This window comes from Pseudomonas sp. NPDC086581 (assembly GCF_044746165.1).
Lineage (GTDB): Bacteria > Pseudomonadota > Gammaproteobacteria > Pseudomonadales > Pseudomonadaceae > Pseudomonas.
Window position 1 is genome coordinate 1 of the sequence record NZ_JBIVBR010000017.1, and the last position, 21,585, is coordinate 21,585.

Consider the following 21,585-nt stretch of genomic DNA (forward strand, 5'->3'; position numbering starts at 1 on the left):
CCCGCTACCGAAGCAGCGAATGAAGAGCGGCAAGTGAATCACCCGCCTGACCACCACTCTCACCTCAGAACACCTGTAAGTACTTGATTCTCAAGTTCTTTCAGCGCTTCGTCGCTGGGAGTGGTGCGCATTATAGGGAGTTTAAATCGGCCGTCAACGACTAATTTAAACTTTCTTCAGTTCGCCGCCGGACGGCCCCGCAGGAAAGGTAGGCGACGCGCCACCGGCGGCGTCCGCAGAAGCATCAGGATCAGGCCTATGGCTGCATAGACCGCCCAGCGCTCAAGATCGGAGCGTACGACCCACAGCATATGCAGCAACCCCAGACCGAGGATGACATATATCAGGCGATGCAGTTTCTTCCAGCTCGCCCCGAGCTTTCGCATGCTGTACCGGTTGGAGGTGATCGCCAGGGAGAGCAGACCGAGGAAGGCAATGCCCCCCACGATGATATAGGGACGCTTGCGCAGTTCTACGCCCAACTGCGCCCAGTCCAGACCCAGGATGAAGACGGCATAGGCGCCCAGGTGCAGCACTATATAAGTGAAGCACCACAGACCCAACTGCCGCCTCACCTGTACCCAGCCTCCCCAGCGGGTGATCTTCTGCAGGGGAGTCATGGTCAGGGTTATGAGCAACAGGATCAGACCGCCCTGCCCCAGCCGGTCGACCAACGCCTTGCCCGGGTCCGGGCCGAGATCGAAGATCCACGCCTGGTACAGCCAATAAAGGGGCGGCAGCATCGCAGCCAGAAACACCCCGGCCCGCCAGAACGGATAGCGCATCAGTAATCCATCCTCAGGTCCATGCCTGCATAAAGCGAAGCGACCTCATCGGCGTAGCCGTTGAACATGAGGGTAGGACGAACATTGGGGCTGAATAGTCCACTGGGCAGGCGCCGCTCGCGCGCCTGACTCCAGCGAGGATGGTCCACGGTCGGATTGACGTTGGCATAGAAACCGTACTCATCAGCCGCCAGGCTTTGCCAGGTAGTCTTGGGCTGCTCTTCCACGAAGCTGATCCGCACGATGGACTTGGCCCCCTTGAACCCGTACTTCCACGGCACCACCAGGCGAAGCGGTGCTCCGTTCTGGTTCGCCAGCACCCGGCCATAGATGCCGACTGCCAATATCGCCAACGGATGCATGGCTTCGTCCATACGCAACCCTTCCACATAGGGCCAGTCGATCAGGGCGAAGTTGGACTGCACACCCGGCATGTCCTTGCGATCCACCAGCGTTTCGAAGCGTACGTACTTTGCCTTGCTGGTCGGCTCCACTCGCTTGATCAGGTCGGATATCGGGAAGCCAATCCAGGGAATGACCATTGACCAGGCTTCGACACAGCGCAGCCGGTAGATGCGTTCCTCCAGTTGATAGGGCTTGATGAAGTCTTCGAGACCATACTTGCCAGGCTTGCCCACCTCCCCATCGATCACGACTGACCACGGCTCGGTCTTCAGCGCGCCGGCATTGGCGGCGGGATCGCCCTTGTCGGGGCCGAACTCGTAGAAGTTGTTGTAGGTGGTCGCGTCCTTGAATGGCGTAATGGCTTCATCTTTCACCGTCACGGCATCCCAGCGGGTAGCCGACAGCTTCTCCGCCAACCAGGAAGGAGCAGCCGCTTCGGCCACATCAGCATAGCGACCGCCATCGGCAAGGCTCAGCCGGGGCAGTCCGGACAGTGCGGCAGCCGCCATCGCACCACCGAGAAAGTGGCGGCGGGAGAGATAGAGGGATTCAGGAGTGACTTCCGATTCGTGGCAATCGGAAAGGCGGGACGACTTGATCAGCATGACGGGCTCCGCAACGACTGGCTGTATGCGCCAGTAGACTGCGGAGCCCGCTGGAAATTACACGGCAGGCGGCTGCTTGCGACGGCGCAATTGCAACAAGTATTGCACCGGGCCGGAGGTGGCGTAAGCAAGGAACAGCAGGAGCAGGATGCGCGGCGGGTCGGTGAAGACCACGGCGAATGCCAGCACCACCACCAGGATCGCCATGAACGGCACGCGACCACGCAGGTCGAGATCCTTGAAGCTGTAGTACTTGATGTTGCTGACCATCAGCATGCCAGCGGCAGCGACCATCAGGGCAACCAGCAGGGAAACCTTGGCACCCTGCACGTCGAAGTCGGCGAACGCCCACACCGTACCGGCAACCAGCGCCGCGGCAGCCGGACTGGCCAGACCAATGAAGTAGCGCTTGTCGGCCTTGCCCACCTGAGTATTGAAGCGTGCCAGACGCAGAGCAGCTCCCGCCACATAGATGAAGGCGACCATCCAGCCGACCTTGCCCAGGCTGCTCAGCGCCCACTCGAAGGCAACCAGCGCCGGAGCGACACCAAAAGCAACCATGTCGGACAGCGAGTCGTACTCGGCACCGAAGGCACTCTGGGTATTGGTCAGGCGGGCCACACGACCGTCGAGGCCGTCGAGGACCATGGCGACGAAGATGGCGATAGCGGCGTTGGAGAAGTCGCCGTTCATGGCATTGATGATGGCGTAGAGGCCGGTGAACAGTGCCGCGGTGGTGAACAGGTTGGGCAGCAGGTAGATGCCGCGATGACGAACCTTGCGACCTTCGGCGTCATGCCCCTCTTCGATGTGTTCATCGATGGGCAGCAGACTTTCTTCGGTGTCGGAAGCCTTGTTCGGCTCCTCGTGACCTTCACTCATGGACGATTCCTTGAGAACTCGTTGAGGCTGAGATTCGCCGGGGCACGCTACTGCGCAGACTCACCCGACGCCCCCGCTTTATACCAGATCACCGCCCCTAAACGAAAAAACGCGGCAAGCGCCGCGTTTCTTCGTTCGTCGAAAAGACCTTAGTTCTTGGTCTTGTCGACGATCTTGTTGGCGGCGATCCACGGCATCATGGCGCGCAGCTGCTCGCCGATGACTTCGATGCCGTGAGCGGCGTTGTTGCGGCGCTTGGCGGTCATCGACGGGTAGTTGGTGGCGCCTTCGGAGATGAACATCTTGGCGTATTCGCCGTCCTGGATGCGCTTCAGAGCGTTGCGCATGGCCTGACGGGATTCGGCGTTGATCACTTCCGGGCCGGTCACGTACTCGCCGTATTCGGCGTTGTTCGAGATCGAGTAGTTCATGTTGGCGATGCCACCTTCGTACATGAGGTCAACGATCAGCTTCAGTTCGTGCAGGCACTCGAAGTAGGCCATTTCCGGAGCGTAACCGGCTTCGACCAGGGTTTCGAAACCGGCTTTCACCAGCTCGACGCAACCGCCACACAGAACAGCCTGCTCGCCGAACAGGTCGGTTTCGGTCTCGTCCTTGAAGGTGGTTTCGATGATGCCGGTACGGCCACCGCCAACGCCGCAGGCGTAGGACAGAGCGACGTTCTTGGCATTGCCCGAAGCGTCCTGGTAGATGGCGATCAGGTCAGGGATGCCGCCGCCCTTGACGAACTCGGAGCGAACGGTGTGGCCCGGAGCCTTCGGCGCGATCATGATCACGTCGAGGTCAGCACGCGGTACGACCTGGTTGTAGTGGATGGAGAAGCCGTGAGCGAAGGCGAGGGTAGCGCCCTTCTTCAGGTTCGGCTCAATCTCGTCCTTGTACAGGCGGCCCTGGAATTCGTCCGGGGTCAGGATCATGACCAGGTCAGCAGCGGCAACGGCTTCAGCCACTTCGGCGACTTTCAGGCCGTGGTTTTGAGCCTTGGCAACGGAGGAAGAACCCGCACGCAGGCCGACGGTAACGTCGACGCCGGAGTCTTTCAGGTTGCAGGCGTGGGCGTGGCCCTGGGAACCGTAACCGATGATGGCAACTTTCTTGCCCTGAACGATGGAGAGGTCACAGTCTTTATCGTAGAAAACGCGCATTTGGGTAATCCCCTGTCAGTTGGCCTCGTGGGCCGTATTTCAAATCAGATGCTGAGAGTCTTGTCGCCACGGGCAATGCCGGTGACGCCGCTACGGACAACTTCGAGGATCGACGCGGTGCCGACGGCCTGGATGAAGCTATCCAGCTTGTCGCTGGTACCGGCCAGCTGTACGGTATAGACGCTGCTGGTGACGTCGACGATCTGTCCGCGGAAGATGTCGGTGGTGCGCTTGACCTCGGCGCGCTGGGCGCCGGTGGCCTTCACTTTCACCAGCATCAGCTCGCGCTCGATGTGCGCGCTCTCCGAGAGGTTCACCAGTTTTACCACCTCGATGAGCTTGTTGAGGTTCTTGGTGATCTGCTCGATGACCTCATCCTGACCGGCGGTGGTCAGGGTCAGGCGCGACAGCGTCGGGTCCTCGGTCGGGGCGACGGTCAGGCTTTCGATGTTGTAGTTGCGCTGGGAGAACAGGCCGACCACGCGAGAGAGCGCACCGGGTTCGTTTTCCAGCAGCAGGGAAATGATGTGTCGCATGATCAGGTACGCTCCGTCTTGCTCAGCCACATGTCGCGCATCGCACCACCGCGGATCTGCATCGGGTAGACGTGCTCGCTGGTATCGACCTGGATGTCGAGGAAGACCAGGCGATTCTTCATCGCGAAGGCTTCTTCCATCATCGGTTTCAGGTCCTTCAGGTCGGTGATGCGCATGCCGACGTGGCCATACGCCTCAGCCAGCTTGACGAAGTCCGGCAGCGATTCCATGTAGGAGTGCGAATAACGGCTGTTGTACTGCATGTCCTGCCATTGGCGGACCATGCCCAGCGCACCGTTGTTCAGGTTGACGATCTTCACCGGCAGGTCGTACTGCAGGCAGGTGGACAGCTCCTGGATGTTCATCTGGATGCTGCCTTCACCGGTCACGCAGGCGACGTCGGCTTCGGGGAAGTTCAGCTTCACGCCCATGGCGGCCGGGAAACCGAAGCCCATGGTGCCCAGGCCACCGGAGTTGATCCAGCGATTGGGCTTGTTGAAGCGGTAGTACTGCGCCGCGAACATCTGGTGCTGGCCCACGTCGGAAGCGACGAAGGCATCACCGTTGGTGACTTCGCAGAGGGTCTCGATCACGGTCTGCGGCTTGATGATGCTGCCGTCGCCCATGTTGTACGGGAACAGGCCGCGGGTGCCGCGCCATTCCTCGATCTGCTTCCACCAGGCAGCCTGGGCTTCCTTGTTCGGGGTCTCGCCGATTTCCTTGAGGATCGCGACCATTTCGGTCAGGACGCTGTCCACCGGGCCGACGATCGGGATGTCGGCCTTGACGGTCTTGGAGATCGAGGCCGGGTCGATGTCGACGTGGATGATCTTGGCGTTCGGACAGAACTTGGCAGCGGTCTCGCCGTTGATCACGCGGTCGTCGAAGCGTGCGCCGACAGCGAAGATCACGTCAGCGTGGTGCATCGCGAGGTTCGCGGTGTAGCTGCCGTGCATGCCGAGCATGCCGACGAACTGGCGATCGGCACCCGGATAGCCACCCAGCCCCATCAGGGTGTTGGTGACCGGCACATTGAGCATGCGCGCGACTTCGGTCAGCGGCTCGGCGGCATTGCCCATGATCACGCCACCACCGGCGTAGATGATCGGGCGCTTGGCGGCGAGCATCATCTCGGCAGCCTTGCGGATCTGACCGGAGTGACCACGGACCGCCGGGCTGTAGGAGCGCAGCTTGACCTTCTTCGGGTAGTTGTACTCGAACTTCTGGGTCGGATCGCCCATGTCCTTCGGAATATCGATCACCACCGGGCCGGGACGACCGGACTGGGCGATATAGAAGGCCTTCTTGATGACTTCCGGGATTTCCGACGGGTGCTTGATGATGAAGCTGTGCTTCACGATCGGGCGGGAGATACCGACCATGTCGGTTTCCTGGAACGCATCGGTACCGACCATGTTGCTCGCCACCTGGCCAGAGATCACCACCATCGGGATGGAGTCCATGTAGGCGGTAGCGATGCCGGTGACGGCGTTGGTCGCGCCGGGACCGGAGGTCACCAGCACCACGCCCGGCTTGCCGGTGGCGCGCGCATAGCCGTCGGCCATGTGGGTCGCGGCCTGCTCGTGGCGAACCAGGATATGGGTTACTTCGTTCTCTTTGAAGAGAGCGTCGTAGATATGCAGGAGGGCACCGCCCGGGTACCCGTAGATGTACTTAACGCCTTCGTCACGCAGGGAGCGGACGACCATTTCAGCGCCGGATAAAAGTTCCACGTTGTCACCTCTAGAACGCTATATACGGAAACCCCCAACGTGGGGGACCGACTTGGATGGCTGCCCGGCAGACATGGGCGAATGTAATCGCCGGCTACGTCGACTGCCGATTGAGCAGAACCTGGAGACGCTCCTGTTTGTGTTACGGAGAGCCTCCACCCAGCGCGAGGTAACGCGAAACAGGGTGAAACTTTGCGGCGCGGGTAGCACCTCTTGTCTGCCGAGTAAAACCAGCTTGCGGCCGGCCCACTGCAGCGAACCTTGGATTCTTCTGAAACGAAGCGGCCAAGTCAAGCCATATATGGCTTTGAATGAAGCAGGGATGTGAACTTTCTCAGAGTGAATAAGCGCACGTTTTGGTTATAGTTACCAACAGACTCCGCATCCCAAGGATCGACAACGCATGCGACGGACGATTTTCATGGGCAGCCTGCTGCTCGCACTGGCCCCGACCGTGATGGCCGCGCAGGTCTACAAATGGGTCGATGCCCAGGGCATCACCCACTTCGGCGCCCAACCGCCGGAAGGCACCGACGCCGCCGCCGTCAACACCAATACCGCCCCGCCCAAGGCGAGCAACTTCCCGCCGCCCGCTGCCGCCAAGCCTACGCTGCCACCCAGCACGGACGAAAAGCAGAAGGCCGCCGACGAGAAGGTGCGCCAGGAAGTGGCACAGCAGGAAGCCGAGCGCATTCAGCAATGCGAAAAGCTGCGCACCGACTTGGCCCAACTGAAGAACAACCCGCGGATCCGGGTGGACGACGGTAACGGCGATCTGCGGCGGATCACCGAAGAAGAACGCCAGGGGCGCATCGCCACCAGCGAGAAGAGCCTGCGCGAAAACTGCAACTGATGCCCCTCAGGGCGTCGGGCTGATCAGTTGATCGAAGGCGCCAAGGGCATCCAGCAACGCCACCACTCGTGCGCCCTCATTGGCGTAAGCCATTTCCGCGATGGCGCGGATGCCTGAGGCACTGGGCAGGTCCGCGCCACTCTCGATGATCAACTTCATCCGCGGCAGGAAGATCCACTGCAGCCACTCCTCCAGCGCCAACGTGTCCACGCAGAAGGGCTCGATGCTGGAGAGCCTGTCCGTCGACGGGCTCTCAACTCCCCACTTCCCGATCGCACGCAGCTCCCGCTCGATCAGCAGCAACTGATCGGCAACGGCCAGCACACGCCCGTCCATTACAGGGTCACCTTGGCTTTCTGCCGCGCTTCGGCGGCACCGGCCGCATTGCCCTGCTGGTCACGGCACTTGGCAATCAGATCCCACAGGCTGGCCTGCATGGTCGGGCGACCATTGGCCAGCGACAGACCTCGCAGCGCTACCTGCTCGGCCTGCGCGGCATCGCCCTGGGCCAGGCGAACCTGGGCCAGCTTGTAGAGCACCTGCGGCTCGCGCGGAGCGATACGCTGGGCACGCTCCAGGCTGGCAGCAGCGCCGTTCAGATCACCACCGCCCTGCTGCTGCGAAGCGGAGGTCAACAGCGCCAGCACCGGGCCATCCAGCTGCTCGTCCGCCGACAGGCCGGAGTTGCTCGACGGAATCCCGGACGGGCCCTGATAAACGTTCTGGGAGGACGGCGCCGCCTGCTGGGTCTGGTACGCCGGCTGCTGGTAGGTCTGCGACTGGAAACCACCGCTGGAGGTAATGCCGCCGCTGGTGGAAATCGGCTGCTGCGACGAATAGTTCGAGCCGCTGGCACCTCCGGAGGTGGTCATCGGCGCAGTGCTGATCGGCGCAGCGCCGGTTTGTGCCGGGAAGGTCTGGATAGGTGCCACGCCGGCATCCTGCGGGACCATCACGGTAACGCCGGAGTCACCTTGCGGGATGCTCTGGCCGGCTCCGGCACGTACCGGCGCCTGGGTGTTGCCACCGCTGCGGCCGACGCGCTCCGAGTTGGAGACGGAGGTACCGGAGTCCTGCACGGGAATCGCGCCGTGCTGGGGGGAGGCACAACCGGACAGAAGCGCCAGAGTCGCCGACGCTGCAAACCAAGCTTTTCTCACTTCCAATCCTCTTGCATCAGTTCAACCAGCCACGCACCCAATCCATGACTTCGCCGGCCGGCGTCTGGTTTCCGCAACCTGCGCCCAGCGCAGGCTCGCTTCCACGAATATAAGGCATCTGCACCGCACCGGGGCAGTTGGCGTCTGTGCCCTGCCCAGTATGCGGATCGACCCAGGCCTGCACGACATTATCCGGCATAGGCATGTCCAGCGGCGCCGGATTGGCCTTGCGCATGAAGCTGGTCCAGATCTGCAGCGCACCGGTGGCGCCGGTGAGCGGCGTCTTGCCGTTGTCGTCGCGACCGATCCACACCACCGCCAGCAGGTCCTGACCGAAGCCGGAGAACCAGCTGTCGCGGGAGTCGTTGGTGGTGCCGGTCTTGCCCGCCAGGGTCAGGGACGCCGGCAGCTGGTTGTAGACGGAACGCCCGGTGCCCTCGCGCATCACGCGCTGCATGGCGCTTTGCAGCAGATAGATGGCGCCCGGATCGAAGCGCTGCTGGACCTGGAACGGATAACGCTTGAGCGGCTGCCCGTCGGCCGCCAGCACACTGCGAATACTACGCAGCGGAGTATTGAAACCGCCGCTGGCGATGGTCTGGTACATGGTCGCCACCTGCATCGGGCTCAGAGCACCGGCCCCCAGCAGCATCGACGGATAAGCCGGCCAGTTCGGCGAAACGCCTAGTCGCTCCAGCGTCTTCAGAACGTTCGGCACGCCCAGGTCGAGACCCAGCCTGGCAGTAGACAGGTTCAGCGAACGGGCCAACCCCTGGTAGAGGAAGATGGTTCCGTTGGCGGTGCCTTCATAGTTCTTCGGCGTCCAGACCTGACCATCTTTGCCCTTCACCTGGAACGGCTGATCCTGGATGTAACTGGTCAGGGTGTACTGGCTCGGCTTTTCCAGCGCGGTCAGGTAGACCGCCGGCTTGACCAGAGAACCGATCGGCCGCACCGCATCGACGGCGCGGTTGAAGCCAGCAAAGCGCGGGTCGCGGCTGCCGAGCAAAGCCTGGATCTCACCGGTTTCCGGATTGGTCACGACCATCGCGGTTTCGGTTTCGGCGACGCCCTTGCGGCCTTCGAGGCGCTTGAAGGTTTCGCTGACGGCGGACTCGGCCTTCATCTGCAGGATGGGGTCGAAGCTGGTGAAGATACGCAGGCCTTCTTCGGTCAGGTCCTCGTCGCGGTAATCCTCGCGCAGCTGGCGTTTCACCAGGTCGAGGAAAGCCGGATAGGAGCTGTTGGCCATGCTGCCCTGGCGAGTCACACCCAGCGGCGTCTGCTTGGCGGCAGCCGCTTCGTCGGCAGTGATCACGCCCTGCTCGGCGAGCACGTCGAGCACCACGTTGCGGCGTTCCAGCGCACGTTCAGGATTGCGGCGCGGGTTGTAATAGGAGGGCCCTTTCACCATGCCGACCAGCAGAGCGACCTGCGGCAGCTTGAGCTCCGACAGCGGCTGGCTGAAGAAGTACTGGCTGGCGAGGCCGAAGCCGTTCACCGAGCGCTGGCCGTCCTGGCCGAGGAACACCTCGTTGAGGTAGCCCTCGAGGATTTCGCGCTTGTCGTAATGCAGTTCCAGCAGCACCGCCATCATGGCTTCGGTGAGCTTGCGCGACAGGCTGCGTTCGTTGGTCAGGAAGAAGTTCTTCACCAACTGCTGGGTCAGCGTGCTGCCGCCCTGGCGCAACTGGCCGGCGCTGGCGTTGACCCAGACGGCGCGGGCGATGGACTTGATCGAAACCCCGTGGTGGGTCCAGAAGTCCCGGTCTTCCACGGCCACCAGGGTATCGATCAGGTACGGCGGCACCTGGTCGAGCTTGATCAGGATGCGGTCTTCGTTGTGCGCCGGGTACAGGCCGCCGATCAGCAGCGGCTCCATGCGTGCGACAGCGAGGTCGCCACCGTTGGCGCGACTCAGGCCGGCCACATAGTCGCCGGAGAAGCGCACACGGATGCGCTGCGCCGGCTCGGCACCTTCATAGAACTGGAAGCCGCGTGTGTTCAGGTCGACGGCATTGCCGGCCACCGACACCGCGCCCGGCCCGGCGACCGAAGTCTCGCGCCGATAGCCCAGGGCATCCAGCTCGCGCAGGAAGTCGTCCTTGCCCAGTTTCAGGCCGACGAACAGCTCCAGCGGCCGGGCATAGACCTTGGCGGGAATAGTCCAGCGTTTGCCGGAGAACTTCTCCTGGACAACCGCATCGAGGTACACGGCAAAACCGGCCAGCACCACCACGCCAACCAGACCGAGCTTGAGAGCCCAGCCCAGCCACTTGCGCATGGCGGGCGACGATTTGCCGCTTTTTTTACGAGGTTTGGAAGATCGGGGACGCGTCATGGCGGCGCATTATACGTACTTTATCCACAGGAGACAGACGCCGCTCCAGCGGGCGTCCGGGCTTGATGCGAATTGCCGCGCATCTCGCGAAGTCGGCAGTCGCCGAGCTATGACCCCACGATGGCCATTTGGTTGCCGGCCGGCCGCAGAGTTTGCAGCTGCCTACCCAGCCGCCATAATGCCTGCCTTCAGAAATTCGATCGGAAAGGACATCACGTGAGCCAGACCTTACTCGCAGCCCTGCAGAACCCCGCCCTCTTCCCACATCCGGTCGACGGTTTCCGGGTCATCGAAACCCACATTTCCTGGGTGCTGCTCACTGGCTCCTACGTCTACAAGATCAAGAAGCCGGTGAACTTCGGCTTCCTCGACTTCACCGACCTGGCCAAGCGAAAGCACTTCTGTGAGGAAGAACTGCGCTTGAACCAGCGCCTGACCGAAGGCCTGTACCTTGACGTGATCGCCATCACCGGCAGCGAGTCCGCGCCGCAACTGAACGGTGAGGGTCCGGCCTTCGAGTACATGCTCCAGTGCCGCGAATTCCCGCAAAGCCAACTGCTCAGCGAAGTGCAGGCCCGTGGAGAGCTGGGCGCCGAGCACATCGACGGCCTGGCCAAGCAGATCGCCGATTTCCATCTACGCACTCCGGTCGTACCGATCGAGCACCCGCTGGGCACACCAGAATCCTGCATGGCGCCGGTGCGACAGAACTTCGAGCAGATCCGCCCGATGCTCTCCGACAAGGCCGACCTGCAACAACTCGGCGCCCTGGAAGCCTGGGCCGAATCCAGCTTCGAGCGCCTGCACAGCGTATTCGAGCAGCGCAAGGCAAACGGCTTCATCCGCGAATGCCATGGCGACATCCACCTGGGTAACGCCGCGATCATCGATGGCAAGGCCGTGCTGTTCGACTGCATCGAATTCAACGAGCCGTTCCGCTTCACCGATGTCACCGCCGATTACGCCTTCCTCGCGATGGACCTGGAGGACCGCGGCCTGAAATGCCTGTCGCGGCGCTTCGTCAGCCAGTACCTGGAATACACCGGTGACTACCAATCCCTGGCCCTGCTGAACTTCTACAAGGCCTACCGCGCCCTGGTTCGCGCCAAGATCGCGCTTTTCAGCCTGGCGCACCAGACCGACGCCGTGCAGAAAGCCGCGACCCTGCGCCAGTACCGCAACTACGCCAACCTGGCGGAAAGCTACAGCGCCATTCCCTCGCGCTTCCTGGCCGTCACCGTCGGCGTTTCCGCGGTCGGCAAGAGCCAGGTTGCCCTGCGCCTGGTGGAAGCGCTGGGCGCCGTTCGCCTGCGCTCGGACGTGGAACGCAAGCGCCTGTTCGGTGAACAGAAGACCGATCAGCAGGGCCAGCTCAAGAGCGGCATCTATGACGCCGACTCCACCGCCGCGACCTACCAGCGCCTCAACGAACTGGCCGTGGACATTCTGCGCGCCGGCTACCCGGTCTTGTTGGACGCCACCTTCCTCAAGCGCGAGCAGCGCGCCGCGGCATGGGAAATCGCCGAGGAAACCGGCGTGCCCTTCCTGATCCTCGACTGCCACGCACCTGAAGCCGTGATCGCCGGCTGGCTGGCCCAGCGCCAGAACGACGGCAACGACCCTTCTGACGCCACCCTGGAAGTCGTCCAGGCGCAGCTAGCCAGCCGCGACGACCTGAGCGCCGAGGAGCAGCAGCACAGCAAGCGCGTCAACACCCCGGAAGCCGCCAACCTCGACGCCTTGGTTGCCAGCATCCGCCAGCGCCTGCCTGGCCTCTGATCCACCGCCTGTCGGCCGGAGTCGCCCACGCGTGGCGATCTCCGGCCGGTAGCGACGCCGCCCGGCCAGCCTTCGACGACAACAACGCCCTGCCCCGAATTTTTTTGGCGATATCACAAAGCCACGTTTTTCCCAGTCACCGCTACACTTCCTCCAGAGTGTCCGGCCGCTACGAGCAGTTCTCGGCCCCTTCAAGACCTGACACCCATCGCGCCCATCGCAAGGACAGACGATGAACGACGAACTGCTGCACCTGAAGAACCTCGGCAAAACCTCCGCCCAGTGGCTCCACGCCGTGGGCATCCACAACGCCGGCGACCTACGACGCCTGGGCGCTGTCGGCGCTTATCGGGCCGTACGCGCGCGGGGCTTCCGCGCCTCCAAAGTGCTGCTCTATGCCATCGAGGGCGCACTACTGGATGTGCACTGGAACGACCTGCCCCCTGCGCACAAAGCGGCCCTTCTCGGCGAGCTTGAGACATTTCCAGCACGTAACAAGAGCTAGCTCACAAGCTCTGTGGGAAAATGTTTACGCAAGGTGCCTGTCCGCTTATGGTTTCAGGGCCCTTCGTGCGCCCTCGACCGTCGCCATATCAAGGAATTACGGCCATGTACCTACTCGGTGAACAACCCGCCTATGCCGATCGACTGATCAATCGGCTACAGGGCATTCCGGCGCAGCTGCTTGCCGGCCTTGAGCCCGCGGGCGAAGCCATCCGGCTGGAGCGCTCCGACGATCTGGAAGGCGAGTTGCCCGGCAAGCACCTATTCCTCATCGAGAACGGCCTAGTCCATGCTCTGGTGGATGAACGCCCGCTGTTCTACCTGCAGGAAGGCGACCTTGTCGGTCTGCGCCAGGGCATCGAGCTGCCGCCCTGCCGCTATGTCAGCGAAGAGCCGCTGTGCCTGATCCCTTATTTGCGCAGCGAAGTATTCCGTCACATCCACAGCCACGAGCAGCGTCAGGAGCAGTTCCTGCACTACCTGATTGGCCACACCGCGCTGTTGTCGGATGCCCTGGCGCATCTCAAGCAGCCGGAGATCCGCCCGGCCACCGGCTTCCAGCACTTCGCTGCCGGCGCCCAGCTGATCCAGCAGGGTGACGACGCCGAGCACGTGTTCATCATCATCGAGGGCCACGCCGAAGCCTTCGTCGACGGGCAGAAGGTCGGTGATGTGCAGAAAGACGAGATCTTCGGCGCCATGGCCGTGTTCACCCGCGAGAAGCGCAGCGCCTCGGTGATCGCCAGCGAACCGTGCACCGTGATGGTGATTCCCAAGGACCAGTTCCTCAGCCTGATGCAGAGCAACCCGCGCATTGCCCACAGCCTCATCGAAGGCATGGCGCGGCGCATCGACCTGCTGAACAAGGAAGTCACCCAGCTGCGTCTACAACGCCAGGCCGACTGATCCGCTTCCACCTGAGAAAGCCCGGACCAGCGCCGGGCTTTTTCGTTTGCGCAGGCGGTATTTCGCGGGCGAGAAAAAATCTGCAGAAAAGAGGTTGACTCTCAAATGATAATGATTATTATTGAGTCATCTGGTCGCGAGGCCAGATCGATAACCTCAAGAGACCACGCAGTCGGACTCTTCAGATTATCTCCTCATCAGGCTAATCACGGTTTCGACCCGGCACTTTGCCGGGTCTTTTTTTTGCCTCGATTTTTTTCCTTCGCGCGGCGCATTCACGTCCACCAGAAAAACTTCGGATCGGTCGAAGAAAGGTGTTGACTCTCAAATGATAATGGTTATTATTACAACAACTGGCTGCGAGGCCAGTTGGATAAGCTCGAGAGACCACAGTCGGACTCTTCAGATTATCTCCTCATCAGGCTAATCACGGTTTGGACCCGGCACTTTGCCGGGTCTTTTTTTGTCCGCGATTTCTGCAGCGATCGCCATTCATGCATTCATAAAAAGGGCCCTCCGGCCCCTTCACAGCTTGCCGCGCATCTGCGCGCAGTAATCCGTCGGCGGCTGCGCCGGTGTGTACCAGGCGAAGTCCGCCTGAGCCGGCTCCACCGCCCTGCCCACTTCCACCAGCATCACTACCTTCAGCCCTTGAGCGGCGTCCAGGTCCTGCAGATGCAGCGGAACGCCCAGATCGCGGCGCGCATGGAATCCGCCAGCAATCAGCAGGGAAGGTTCGGGCGCCGCCCTGAAACGTTCGGCCAGGCGCCGATCGCGCTGCTGCTGCACTGCCAGCATCGCCGGCAGCTGACTGTCCGGCAGCAGGCCACAGTGGGACTCGCGGATGTCCTGCAGCAGCGTATCGCGCACCGAGGCCGCCGTGGAGGCCGGCCCCTGCAATTCGGGCTTGTTCCGGTAGATGGCCATGATCTCGCTGCGATCCAGGTTGGCGGCCAGCAGCGGCGCCGGCTGTTTCACCAGCCAGGTCACCAGCGGACCGTACTGTGACCAGCCCCAGCCCGATTGCCAGCGCAGCGCACCGATCAGGTCTTTCGGCGTATCACCCTTCGCTGCCGAGGACTGGGCAGCGCTCACGGCGCTTTGCTGATCGGGGTTGAGCATCTCCAGCAGCACGCTGCCAGTCGGGCGGCGCTCGGCCAGTGCGCGCGCCAGCCAGAGCTCGAGTGCATGGTGATCGGGGTTGTCGTGCTGCTCGCCGACTATCACCCGCGGTGCGGCAGCCAGTCGGTCGAGCAGTTGCGCCGGCGACAGCTCTTCACCGCTGCGCAGATCGCGGATGACGCCCAGTTCAGCGCTGTCGTGCCCTTCCGGGCTCTGCCAGACCGGCAGCGGCGGCGCCGCCACATGATTCTGGCAGGCAGCGAGCAGCGCCAGCAGCGCGACGAGCAGGACCTTCTTCATTGGGGCTCCATTAGCGCGCGATGATCAGCGGGTGGCCGCGTTCCGGGTGCTCCTGCACCAGCACATCGAGGCCGAAGACAGTGCGCAGCGGCTCGGCCTGCAGCACTTCGCGAGGGGTCCCGAGCAGATGCGCGCGCGCCTCGTGCAGCAGCAACAGGCGATCACAGTAACGCGCCGCGAGATTCAGGTCGTGCAGGATTACCAGCACCGCCGCGCCGCGCCCGGCGAAATCGCGCACTGCTTGCAGCGTAGTGTGCTGGTGCAGCGGGTCGAGCGCCGAGGTCGGCTCATCCAGCAGCAGCACCTGTTCCGCCCCGCCCGGCCACAGTTGCGCCAGCACTCGAGCCAGATGCACGCGCTGGCGTTCTCCCCCGGAGAGCGCCAGGTAACTGCGACCGGCCAGGTGTGAAGCATCAGCGGCGGCCATGGCTTCGCGGATGATTTCCTCGTCACGCTGGCGGCCACTGTCGTGGGGCAGCCGGCCGAAGCCCACCACGGCCTCAACGGGAAATGCGAAGTTCAGCGAAGACGATTGCGGCAGCACGGCCAACCGGCGAGCGCGCTCGGTACCTTGCCAGGAGTCCAGCGGGCGGCCGTCGAGGCTCACTGATCCGCCGGCCAGCGGCAGTTCCCCGTTCATGGCGCCAAGCAGGGTGCTCTTGCCCGCACCATTGGGGCCGAGGACGCCGAGCACTTCGCCCGGCTGCAGCGTCACGCTCACTTCCTGCAGGACGGTCTGGGCGCCGCGCTTCACCAGCAGCTTGTCTGCGCACAGCATCAGGAACGCCCCCGGATCAGCAGATAAAGGAAGAACGGCGCACCGATCAACGCCGTGACGATGCCAATCGGCAGTTCCGCCGGCGCCAGCGCCAGCCGCGCGATCAGGTCGGCCAGTAGAAGCAGGATCGCACCGCCGAACATCGAGGCGGGCAGCAGCACCCGGTGATCCGGGCCGACGATCAGGCGCAGCAGGTGCGGCACCACCAGACCGATGAAACCGATCATCCCGGCGGCAGCCACCGCCGCGCCGACGCCCAGCGCGGTGCAGAGGATCAGTTCGAGTTTCAGCCGCTCGACATCGAAGCCCAGGTGACGCGCTTCGGATTCGCCCAGCAGCAGCGCATTCAAGGCATTCACCCGGCGCGGCAGCCAGCAGGCCACTAGCAAGGTGATCAGCAGCAGCGGCCACAGTCGCGGGTAGCTCGCGCCGTTGAGGCTGCCGAGGTTCCAGAACGTCAGGGTGCGTAGCGTGGCATCATCGGCGAGGTAGGTGAACAGGCCGATCAGCGCGCCCGCCAGCGCGGTCAGCGCGATGCCGGCGAGCAGCATGGTCGCCACGCTGGTCTGGCCGTTGTGGCGCCCCAGCCGGTAGACCAGCGCCGTCACCGACAGGCCGCCGGCAAAAGCGCAGGCGGACAGCAGATAAGGAGCGAAGGCCTCGGGCAAGCCTCCAATGGACGCACCGAAGACGATGGCGATGGCCGCCCCCAGCGCAGCACCGCTGGATACACCAATCAGGCCGGGATCGGCCAGCGGATTGCGGAACAGCCCCTGCATGGCCACGCCGGCCAGCGCCAGCACGCCGCCAGTCGCAATGCCCAGCAAAGTGCGCGGCAGGCGGATCTGCCCGACGATCAGCTCGGCTTGGCCGAGGCCATCGGCGGAGACTGGCAGCCCGGCCATGCGCGCCAGCGCGCGCAGGGTATCGCCCAGCGGCAGGCTCACCGGCCCGAGAGCCAGTGAGAGCCAGACGACCAGCAGCAGAAGGAAACCGAGGAGCAGGAACAGCGGTCGAGCGGTAACGATCCGGGTCAAGGACGACTTCCCGTGTTCAGGGCCTGCGCGGAAGGATAAAAGGCCTGGGAGAGGCTAGCCAGCCCGTCCGGGATGCGCGGACCGAGACCGCCCACCAGCAGGGTCGGATCGAGCACCAGGACGCGACCTTCACGCAGCGCGCTGGTCGCGGCCAATCCGGGGTTCTGCTGGGTCAGCGCGGCGCGGGCCTTGTCGCCGTCCAGGGCGCGATCGCTGAGCACCACCACCTGCGGGTTCAGCGCGGTGAGGGCTTCGGTCGACAGCGTCTTGTAGCCAATATGGGTCGCCAGGTTGCGGCCACCGGCGTGCTGGATCAGCCAGTCGCCGGAAGTGTCCTGCCCGGCCACCAGCAGGTTGCCGCCAGCGTGCCCGACCAGCAGGACGACACCGGGCGCAGCTTGCGCGGACTGGGCTTTCTTCACCCACGCCCCCTGCGCGGCGAGACGCGCATCGAAGTCCGCCATGACCTGCCTGGCCTTGTCCGGCGCACCAAGCAGTTCGCCCAGACGCTGGATGGTGTCGCGCACGGTCTTCTCGTCAGCCTTGGCCGAGAGCGTCTCGATCCGCACACCAGCGGCACGCAGTTGCTGCAGTACCGGCGGCGGACCCATCTCTTCGCTGCCCAGCAGGATGTCCGGTTTCAGCGCGAGGATGCCTTCGGCGGCAAGCTGCCGCTGATAGCCGATTTTCGGCAGCGCGTGGAGCGATGCGGGGTTCAGGCTGGTGGTGTCGACACCCACCAGCTTGGCCTCGCCGCCCAGGGCGACGACCCATTCGCTCAGCGAACCACCGGCGCTCACCCAGCGTTGCGGCAGCGATTCGGCCAGAGCGCTGGTGGCAGTCAGGCAAAGCCCAGCGAGCAGCGCACGTGCAGTCATGGAAATCTTCATGTGTCGTCCCTCAGAGTGCCGGGAAGGATTCGGCGAGTTCGCGCCAGACCTGCAGCTCCGGAACGCCGGGCTTGCGCGCACCGAACACCTGCAGCACCAGCTCGCCATTGGTGTCGAAGGCCTCCCAGCTGGTGACCACGCCGTCGCTGCTGGGCTTGCGCACGCGCCACAGTTCGACCACTCCCGGAGTCTTCAGGTGCAGGTTGAACAGCGGGTCGAGGACGTTGAACCAGTCGTCCATCCACTTGAGGTTCTGCACGGCGCCGGTGTGAATCTGGATGCAGTGCGCGTTGCCGACAAAGATCATGATCGGCAACTGGTTGGCCCCCGCCGCTTCCAGCAGGCGCGGCAGTTCGCCAGTGGCCAGCGGCTCGGCCCATTCACGGCCGGCGAGACGCAGCGCCTGGGTTCGCTGGACCTTGTGTTTCTTCAGCAGGGCGAAGAAGTGGTGGGTGTCCTTCAATGCCGCCCAGCCTTCGCGCAGGGCGGCGACATCGATTTCGCCATCGGCCAGCGGTGCGGCCTTGGGCTCTGGCGCAGTCAGGTCGAGCTCGGCGCTTTGCTTGGCGGCGGTGAAGCTGCGAACCAGCGGGTCCCAGGCGGCGAGGTCGCTCTGCTCGGTGAGGAAGACCTTGTGCACGGCGGTGCCCTGGCGGTCGAATATCTGGATGCTGCGCAGGGTGCCGTGGGCGGTCTCCTCGCTGATGGCGAAGGCGCTGGCCCAGCCGGCGAGAAACAGGCGCAGGTCGATGTCCGGGGAAACCACCAGGCCCATCTGGCCATTGGCGGAGACGGTGAAGTCGCGGTACGGCCCCTTGCGCTCATGCACGCAATGCTCGTTGCGGGTCAGCGCCATGATCTGGCCCAGCGCCCCCAGCGCCGGCAGCAGCTCGGCCCAGTCGGTGCGTAGTCGCACGGCATCCACGCCGAGGCGGCTAGCGGTGAGCTCGGCCTCGCTCACGGCCAGGTGTTGCGCCGCGTCCCGGACGCGCAGGCGTGGTTTCTCGGCGCGCAGGGCTTGCCAGGCGCAGTACAGCTCGGAGGCCGGCGCAGTCAGGGTCGTCATCGCAGAATTCCTCGTTCGAAAGGTGTCCTGCCGCGGCGCGGCAGCATGGACGAACCTTGCCACAGGAAAACCAGGAAATCTATTTGATAATTATTTGCATTAAATGCCGGAGAGGCGTAAGGTCGGCGCCGCTTTCGCTGGCAACACGCCAGCCCAGCCCTTCTTCAGCACACGCTATTCAGCACAGGGAAGTGCACCCTCTTCCGGTACCGCCCTATGGGCGCGGATAATGTCCGCCTCGTGATGCCGTACCTGAATGGAAGACCCGGATGATCCTGCTCTGCGCCCCGCATGACCTAGCCGAAGGCCAGAGCAGGGGCTTCAAGGCCGCTGGCCTGAATCTCTTTGCCGTGCGCCACCAGGGCCGTGTCTATGCCTACCGCAACAGCTGCCCGCACCGGGAAATCCCGCTAGGCTACGACGCTGAACAGTACCTCGATGCCAGTGGACGCCTGCTGCAGTGCGGCCACCATGGCGCGCTGTTCCTGATCGAGACAGGCGAGTGCATCCAGGGGCCGTGCCTGGGGGATGTACTGGAGGCGTTGCCCTGCCGAGAGGATGAGCGGGGGATCTGGCTGGAGCCGCTGGACGAGGCCCAGGGGTAACAAGGTTTTCGGATAGCTTCGCGAGCAAGCTCGCTCCCGCAGGTCCAGACCGTTCGCCCCTGCGTAGGAGCGAGCTTGCTCGCGAACAGCCCCGCACCGTCTCCCGCCTAGAGCAACACCTGCAACGGCTGCTCCAGCCGAATCTCCCGGGTATCGATTCGCGCCCCATACGCCAGCACCTCAACCCCGGCGTTGCGCGCCGCCACCAGCGCGGCAGAATAAGCCGAATCGATTTCCGCAGCCGGGCGAACCGCCTCGATATCCGACAGGTTCACCGCATACAGCAACACCGCACGCATGCCCTGGCGCGCCAGCGCCGCCAACTCGCGCAGGTGCCTCGCGCCGCGCTGGGTAACTGCGTCGGGAAAGGCGGCTACCGAGGTGTCATCGAAGCCCAACGTCACGCTCTTCACTTCCACGTACACAGGCTTACCGGCGTACATCAGGCGGAAGTCTGCGCGGCTGTTCTCCTGCCCGTAGGTGACTTCGCGGCGCAGCTCGTCGAAGCCGGCCAGCTCGGTCACCGTGCCGGCCAGCAGCGCCTCCTCCACCAGCCGGTTGGCGCGCCCGGTATTCACGCAGGCCAACCGGCCCTGCGGGGTTTCCACCAACTCCCAGGTCCCCGGCAGCTTGCGCTTGGGATCATCGGAGCGGCTGAACCAGACGCGGCAGCCTTCGCTCATGCAGTTGAGCATCGAGCCGGTGTTGGGGCAGTGGATGGTGAGCCGCTCGCCGCTGGCGGTCTCGATGTCCGCCAGGAAGCGCTTGTAGCGTTTGATCAGGCGCGCCTCGATCAGCGCCGGTTCGAAGCGCATCAGGGACGCCAGGTCTTCAGACCACGGGCGATGCGTTCCACCGCCTGCTGCAGGCGCTCGACGCTCTGGGTGTAGGCAAAACGCACGTGTTGCGAGGCCTGGTAACGCCCGAAATCGATGCCGGGCGTGAAGGCCACATGCTCGGTCTCGATGAAGTGCTGGCAGAAGGCGAAGGCATCGCCACCGAAGGCGCTGATATCCGCATACAGATAAAACGCACCCTCCGGCTCCACGGCGATACCGAAGCCCAGTTCGCGCAGCGCCGGCAGCAGGTAGTCGCGGCGGCGGCGGAACTCTTCGCGGCGTTCTTCGAGGATCGCCAGGGTCGCCGGCTCGAAGCAGGCCAGCGCCGCATGCTGGGCCATGCTCGGCGCGCTGATGTACAGGTTCTGCGCCAGTTTCTCCAGTTCGCCCACCGCTTCGGACGGCGCCACCAGCCAACCCAGGCGCCAGCCGGTCATGCCGAAATATTTGGAGAAACTGTTGAGGACGAAGGCGTCGTCATCCACTTCCAGCACGCTGGGAGCATCCAGGCCGTACGTCAGGCCGTGGTAGATCTCGTCCACCACCAGGTGGCCGCCGCGCGCCTTCAGAGCGCAAGACAGCGCGGCGAGTTCGTCCTTGTGCAACAGGGTGCCCGTAGGATTCGCCGGCGACGCCGCCAGAGCGCCTACACTGTCCTGATCCCAGTGCCGCTCAATGAGTTCCGGGGTGAGCTGGTAACGGCTCTCCGGGCCAACCGGCACCAGTTGCGCAGCGCCTTCCACCAGGCGCAGGAAGTGACGGTTGCACGGGTAGCCCGGATCGGCCAGCAGCCAGTGCTTGCCCGGGTCCACCAGCAGGCTGCTGGCGAGCAGCAGGGCACCGGAGCCACCGGGCGTCACGAGAATACGTTGCGGGTCGATCGACAGGCCGTAGCGCTGGGCGTAGAAGCCAGCGATGGCTTCACGCAGGGCCGGCAGACCACGTGCGGCGGTATAGCGCGTGTGACCATTTGCCAGGGCCTTCTGCCCGGCCTCGACGATGGGCGCGGCGGTGGTGAAGTCCGGCTCGCCGATTTCCAGGTGGATGACGTCGTGGCCCGCGGCCTGCAGCTCGTTGGCCCGCGCCAGCAGCGCCATGACGTGGAAGGGTTCGATGGCGCGGCTGCGCGCACTGAAGGTGGTGGCCATGGAATATTCCGAACTTTGCGACAGAGCCGGGATTCTAACAGGCCACTGATGAATTCTGGGCAGCCGCGCCTTCGATGCGTGGCCTCCGGGAACTTGCAGGCTTCGTCTGGCGAACGCCGACGATTCTGCTCAGGTTTGTCGAAAA

General features: G+C 63.7%; 21 protein-coding genes. 5 read left to right on the forward strand and 16 right to left on the reverse strand.

The window, feature by feature from the left end; translation table 11 throughout:
• Positions 1–176: 176 nt before the first annotated feature.
• The 6 genes from msrQ to ACIPK7_RS26750 form a co-directional block, all read right to left on the reverse strand.
• Positions 177–785 (reverse strand): protein-methionine-sulfoxide reductase heme-binding subunit MsrQ, encoded by a 609-nt coding sequence (gene msrQ / locus ACIPK7_RS26725; protein WP_401091258.1) that lies wholly within the window; start codon positions 783–785, stop codon positions 177–179.
• Entirely contained in the window at positions 785–1,795 is a 1,011-nt protein-coding gene (gene msrP, locus ACIPK7_RS26730) for a protein-methionine-sulfoxide reductase catalytic subunit MsrP (RefSeq protein WP_192435630.1), read from the reverse strand. The genes msrQ and msrP overlap by 1 nt, the downstream gene beginning before the upstream one ends.
• A gap of 57 nt (positions 1,796–1,852) precedes the next feature.
• Positions 1,853–2,677 (reverse strand): CDP-diacylglycerol--serine O-phosphatidyltransferase, encoded by an 825-nt coding sequence (pssA, locus tag ACIPK7_RS26735; RefSeq protein WP_017516328.1) that lies wholly within the window; start codon positions 2,675–2,677, stop codon positions 1,853–1,855.
• A gap of 149 nt (positions 2,678–2,826) precedes the next feature.
• Positions 2,827–3,843 (reverse strand): ketol-acid reductoisomerase, encoded by a 1,017-nt coding sequence (gene ilvC, locus ACIPK7_RS26740; RefSeq protein WP_017516327.1) that lies wholly within the window; start codon positions 3,841–3,843, stop codon positions 2,827–2,829.
• 44 nt (positions 3,844–3,887) lie between these two features.
• Complete coding sequence (ilvN, locus tag ACIPK7_RS26745; protein WP_081520739.1) at positions 3,888–4,379, reverse strand: acetolactate synthase small subunit; 492 nt, start codon at positions 4,377–4,379, stop codon at positions 3,888–3,890.
• 2 nt (positions 4,380–4,381) lie between these two features.
• Positions 4,382–6,112 (reverse strand): acetolactate synthase 3 large subunit, encoded by a 1,731-nt coding sequence (locus tag ACIPK7_RS26750; protein ID WP_401091259.1) that lies wholly within the window; start codon positions 6,110–6,112, stop codon positions 4,382–4,384.
• 403 nt (positions 6,113–6,515) lie between these two features.
• On the opposite strand from ACIPK7_RS26750, the gene ACIPK7_RS26755 reads away from it, so the two are divergent.
• Positions 6,516–6,965 (forward strand): DUF4124 domain-containing protein, encoded by a 450-nt coding sequence (locus tag ACIPK7_RS26755; protein WP_192435627.1) that lies wholly within the window; start codon positions 6,516–6,518, stop codon positions 6,963–6,965.
• A gap of 6 nt (positions 6,966–6,971) precedes the next feature.
• Here ACIPK7_RS26755 and ACIPK7_RS26760 read toward each other — a convergent pair whose 3' ends face one another.
• From ACIPK7_RS26760 to mrcB, 3 genes are read right to left on the reverse strand one after another with little or no spacing between them, the layout of a single operon-like run.
• Positions 6,972–7,301 carry a YqcC family protein gene (locus ACIPK7_RS26760; RefSeq protein WP_401091261.1) on the reverse strand — a complete coding sequence of 110 codons (330 nt, stop codon included), beginning with the start codon at positions 7,299–7,301 and terminating at the stop codon, positions 6,972–6,974.
• Positions 7,301–8,125 carry a tetratricopeptide repeat protein gene (locus ACIPK7_RS26765; protein ID WP_192435625.1) on the reverse strand — a complete coding sequence of 275 codons (825 nt, stop codon included), beginning with the start codon at positions 8,123–8,125 and terminating at the stop codon, positions 7,301–7,303. Before ACIPK7_RS26765 ends, ACIPK7_RS26760 begins: the two co-directional genes overlap by 1 nt.
• A 16-nt stretch (positions 8,126–8,141) precedes the next feature.
• Positions 8,142–10,466 carry a penicillin-binding protein 1B gene (gene mrcB / locus ACIPK7_RS26770; protein ID WP_139791701.1) on the reverse strand — a complete coding sequence of 775 codons (2,325 nt, stop codon included), beginning with the start codon at positions 10,464–10,466 and terminating at the stop codon, positions 8,142–8,144.
• A gap of 216 nt (positions 10,467–10,682) precedes the next feature.
• Between mrcB and ACIPK7_RS26775 the strand changes: the two genes are divergently transcribed.
• From ACIPK7_RS26775 to ACIPK7_RS26785, 3 genes are all read left to right on the forward strand, one after another.
• Positions 10,683–12,245, forward strand: a complete 1,563-nt coding sequence (locus ACIPK7_RS26775) for an AAA family ATPase (protein ID WP_401091264.1) — start codon at positions 10,683–10,685, stop codon at positions 12,243–12,245.
• A 232-nt stretch (positions 12,246–12,477) separates the two neighbouring features.
• Positions 12,478–12,750, forward strand: coding sequence for a TfoX/Sxy family protein (locus ACIPK7_RS26780; protein ID WP_024767178.1), 273 nt, complete (start codon positions 12,478–12,480; stop codon positions 12,748–12,750).
• 104 nt (positions 12,751–12,854) lie between these two features.
• A complete protein-coding gene (locus ACIPK7_RS26785; RefSeq protein WP_192435622.1) occupies positions 12,855–13,655 on the forward strand; it encodes a Crp/Fnr family transcriptional regulator in 801 nt (266 codons plus the stop codon).
• Positions 13,656–14,180: 525 nt separating this feature from the next.
• Here the strand turns inward: ACIPK7_RS26785 and ACIPK7_RS26790 are convergent.
• From ACIPK7_RS26790 to ACIPK7_RS26810, 5 genes are read right to left on the reverse strand one after another with little or no spacing between them, the layout of a single operon-like run.
• Positions 14,181–15,077, reverse strand: a complete 897-nt coding sequence (locus ACIPK7_RS26790) for a ChaN family lipoprotein (protein WP_401091266.1) — start codon at positions 15,075–15,077, stop codon at positions 14,181–14,183.
• 10 nt (positions 15,078–15,087) lie between these two features.
• Positions 15,088–15,855, reverse strand: coding sequence for a heme ABC transporter ATP-binding protein (locus ACIPK7_RS26795; RefSeq protein ID WP_401091268.1), 768 nt, complete (start codon positions 15,853–15,855; stop codon positions 15,088–15,090).
• A complete protein-coding gene (locus tag ACIPK7_RS26800) occupies positions 15,855–16,838 on the reverse strand; it encodes a FecCD family ABC transporter permease (RefSeq protein WP_401091333.1) in 984 nt (327 codons plus the stop codon). The genes ACIPK7_RS26795 and ACIPK7_RS26800 overlap by 1 nt, the downstream gene beginning before the upstream one ends.
• Positions 16,839–16,888: 50 nt before the next feature.
• A complete protein-coding gene (locus ACIPK7_RS26805) occupies positions 16,889–17,782 on the reverse strand; it encodes a hemin ABC transporter substrate-binding protein (RefSeq protein WP_401091270.1) in 894 nt (297 codons plus the stop codon).
• A gap of 10 nt (positions 17,783–17,792) precedes the next feature.
• On the reverse strand, positions 17,793–18,848 hold the full coding sequence (locus ACIPK7_RS26810) for a hemin-degrading factor (protein WP_401091272.1): 1,056 nt from the start codon (positions 18,846–18,848) through the stop codon (positions 17,793–17,795).
• 269 nt (positions 18,849–19,117) lie between these two features.
• Here ACIPK7_RS26810 and ACIPK7_RS26815 point away from each other — a divergent pair, with 269 nt between their 5' ends.
• Positions 19,118–19,453 carry a Rieske 2Fe-2S domain-containing protein gene (locus ACIPK7_RS26815; RefSeq protein WP_192435617.1) on the forward strand — a complete coding sequence of 112 codons (336 nt, stop codon included), beginning with the start codon at positions 19,118–19,120 and terminating at the stop codon, positions 19,451–19,453.
• A gap of 107 nt (positions 19,454–19,560) precedes the next feature.
• Here the strand turns inward: ACIPK7_RS26815 and sfsA are convergent, their stop codons facing one another.
• Both sfsA and ACIPK7_RS26825 read right to left on the reverse strand, forming a co-directional pair.
• A complete protein-coding gene (sfsA, locus tag ACIPK7_RS26820) occupies positions 19,561–20,268 on the reverse strand; it encodes a DNA/RNA nuclease SfsA (protein WP_192435616.1) in 708 nt (235 codons plus the stop codon).
• Positions 20,268–21,440: a pyridoxal phosphate-dependent aminotransferase gene (locus ACIPK7_RS26825; protein ID WP_401091274.1), complete on the reverse strand. Its 1,173-nt coding sequence runs from the start codon at positions 21,438–21,440 to the stop codon at positions 20,268–20,270. Before ACIPK7_RS26825 ends, sfsA begins: the two co-directional genes overlap by 1 nt.
• Positions 21,441–21,585 lie beyond the last annotated feature (145 nt).

Excerpts from the sequence above, each read along its gene's own strand:
- ACIPK7_RS26790 (WP_401091266.1), bottom strand. The coding sequence starts at position 15,077 with ATGAAGAAGGTCCTGCTCGTCGCGCTGCTGGCGCTGCTCGCTGCCTGC.
- ACIPK7_RS26785 (WP_192435622.1), top strand. The coding sequence starts at position 12,855 with ATGTACCTACTCGGTGAACAACCCGCCTATGCCGATCGACTGATCAAT.
- msrQ (WP_401091258.1), bottom strand. The coding sequence starts at position 785 with ATGCGCTATCCGTTCTGGCGGGCCGGGGTGTTTCTGGCTGCGATGCTG.
- ACIPK7_RS26805 (WP_401091270.1), bottom strand. The coding sequence starts at position 17,782 with ATGAAGATTTCCATGACTGCACGTGCGCTGCTCGCTGGGCTTTGCCTG.
- ACIPK7_RS26780 (WP_024767178.1), top strand. The coding sequence starts at position 12,478 with ATGAACGACGAACTGCTGCACCTGAAGAACCTCGGCAAAACCTCCGCC.
- ACIPK7_RS26795 (WP_401091268.1), bottom strand. The coding sequence starts at position 15,855 with ATGCTGTGCGCAGACAAGCTGCTGGTGAAGCGCGGCGCCCAGACCGTC.
- mrcB (WP_139791701.1), bottom strand. The coding sequence starts at position 10,466 with ATGACGCGTCCCCGATCTTCCAAACCTCGTAAAAAAAGCGGCAAATCG.
- msrP (WP_192435630.1), bottom strand. The coding sequence starts at position 1,795 with ATGCTGATCAAGTCGTCCCGCCTTTCCGATTGCCACGAATCGGAAGTC.
- sfsA (WP_192435616.1), bottom strand. The coding sequence starts at position 20,268 with ATGCGCTTCGAACCGGCGCTGATCGAGGCGCGCCTGATCAAACGCTAC.
- ACIPK7_RS26810 (WP_401091272.1), bottom strand. The coding sequence starts at position 18,848 with ATGACGACCCTGACTGCGCCGGCCTCCGAGCTGTACTGCGCCTGGCAA.
- ilvC (WP_017516327.1), bottom strand. The coding sequence starts at position 3,843 with ATGCGCGTTTTCTACGATAAAGACTGTGACCTCTCCATCGTTCAGGGC.
- pssA (WP_017516328.1), bottom strand. The coding sequence starts at position 2,677 with ATGAGTGAAGGTCACGAGGAGCCGAACAAGGCTTCCGACACCGAAGAA.
- ilvN (WP_081520739.1), bottom strand. The coding sequence starts at position 4,379 with ATGCGACACATCATTTCCCTGCTGCTGGAAAACGAACCCGGTGCGCTC.
- ACIPK7_RS26760 (WP_401091261.1), bottom strand. The coding sequence starts at position 7,301 with ATGGACGGGCGTGTGCTGGCCGTTGCCGATCAGTTGCTGCTGATCGAG.
- ACIPK7_RS26825 (WP_401091274.1), bottom strand. The coding sequence starts at position 21,440 with ATGGCCACCACCTTCAGTGCGCGCAGCCGCGCCATCGAACCCTTCCAC.
- ACIPK7_RS26815 (WP_192435617.1), top strand. The coding sequence starts at position 19,118 with ATGATCCTGCTCTGCGCCCCGCATGACCTAGCCGAAGGCCAGAGCAGG.
- ACIPK7_RS26755 (WP_192435627.1), top strand. The coding sequence starts at position 6,516 with ATGCGACGGACGATTTTCATGGGCAGCCTGCTGCTCGCACTGGCCCCG.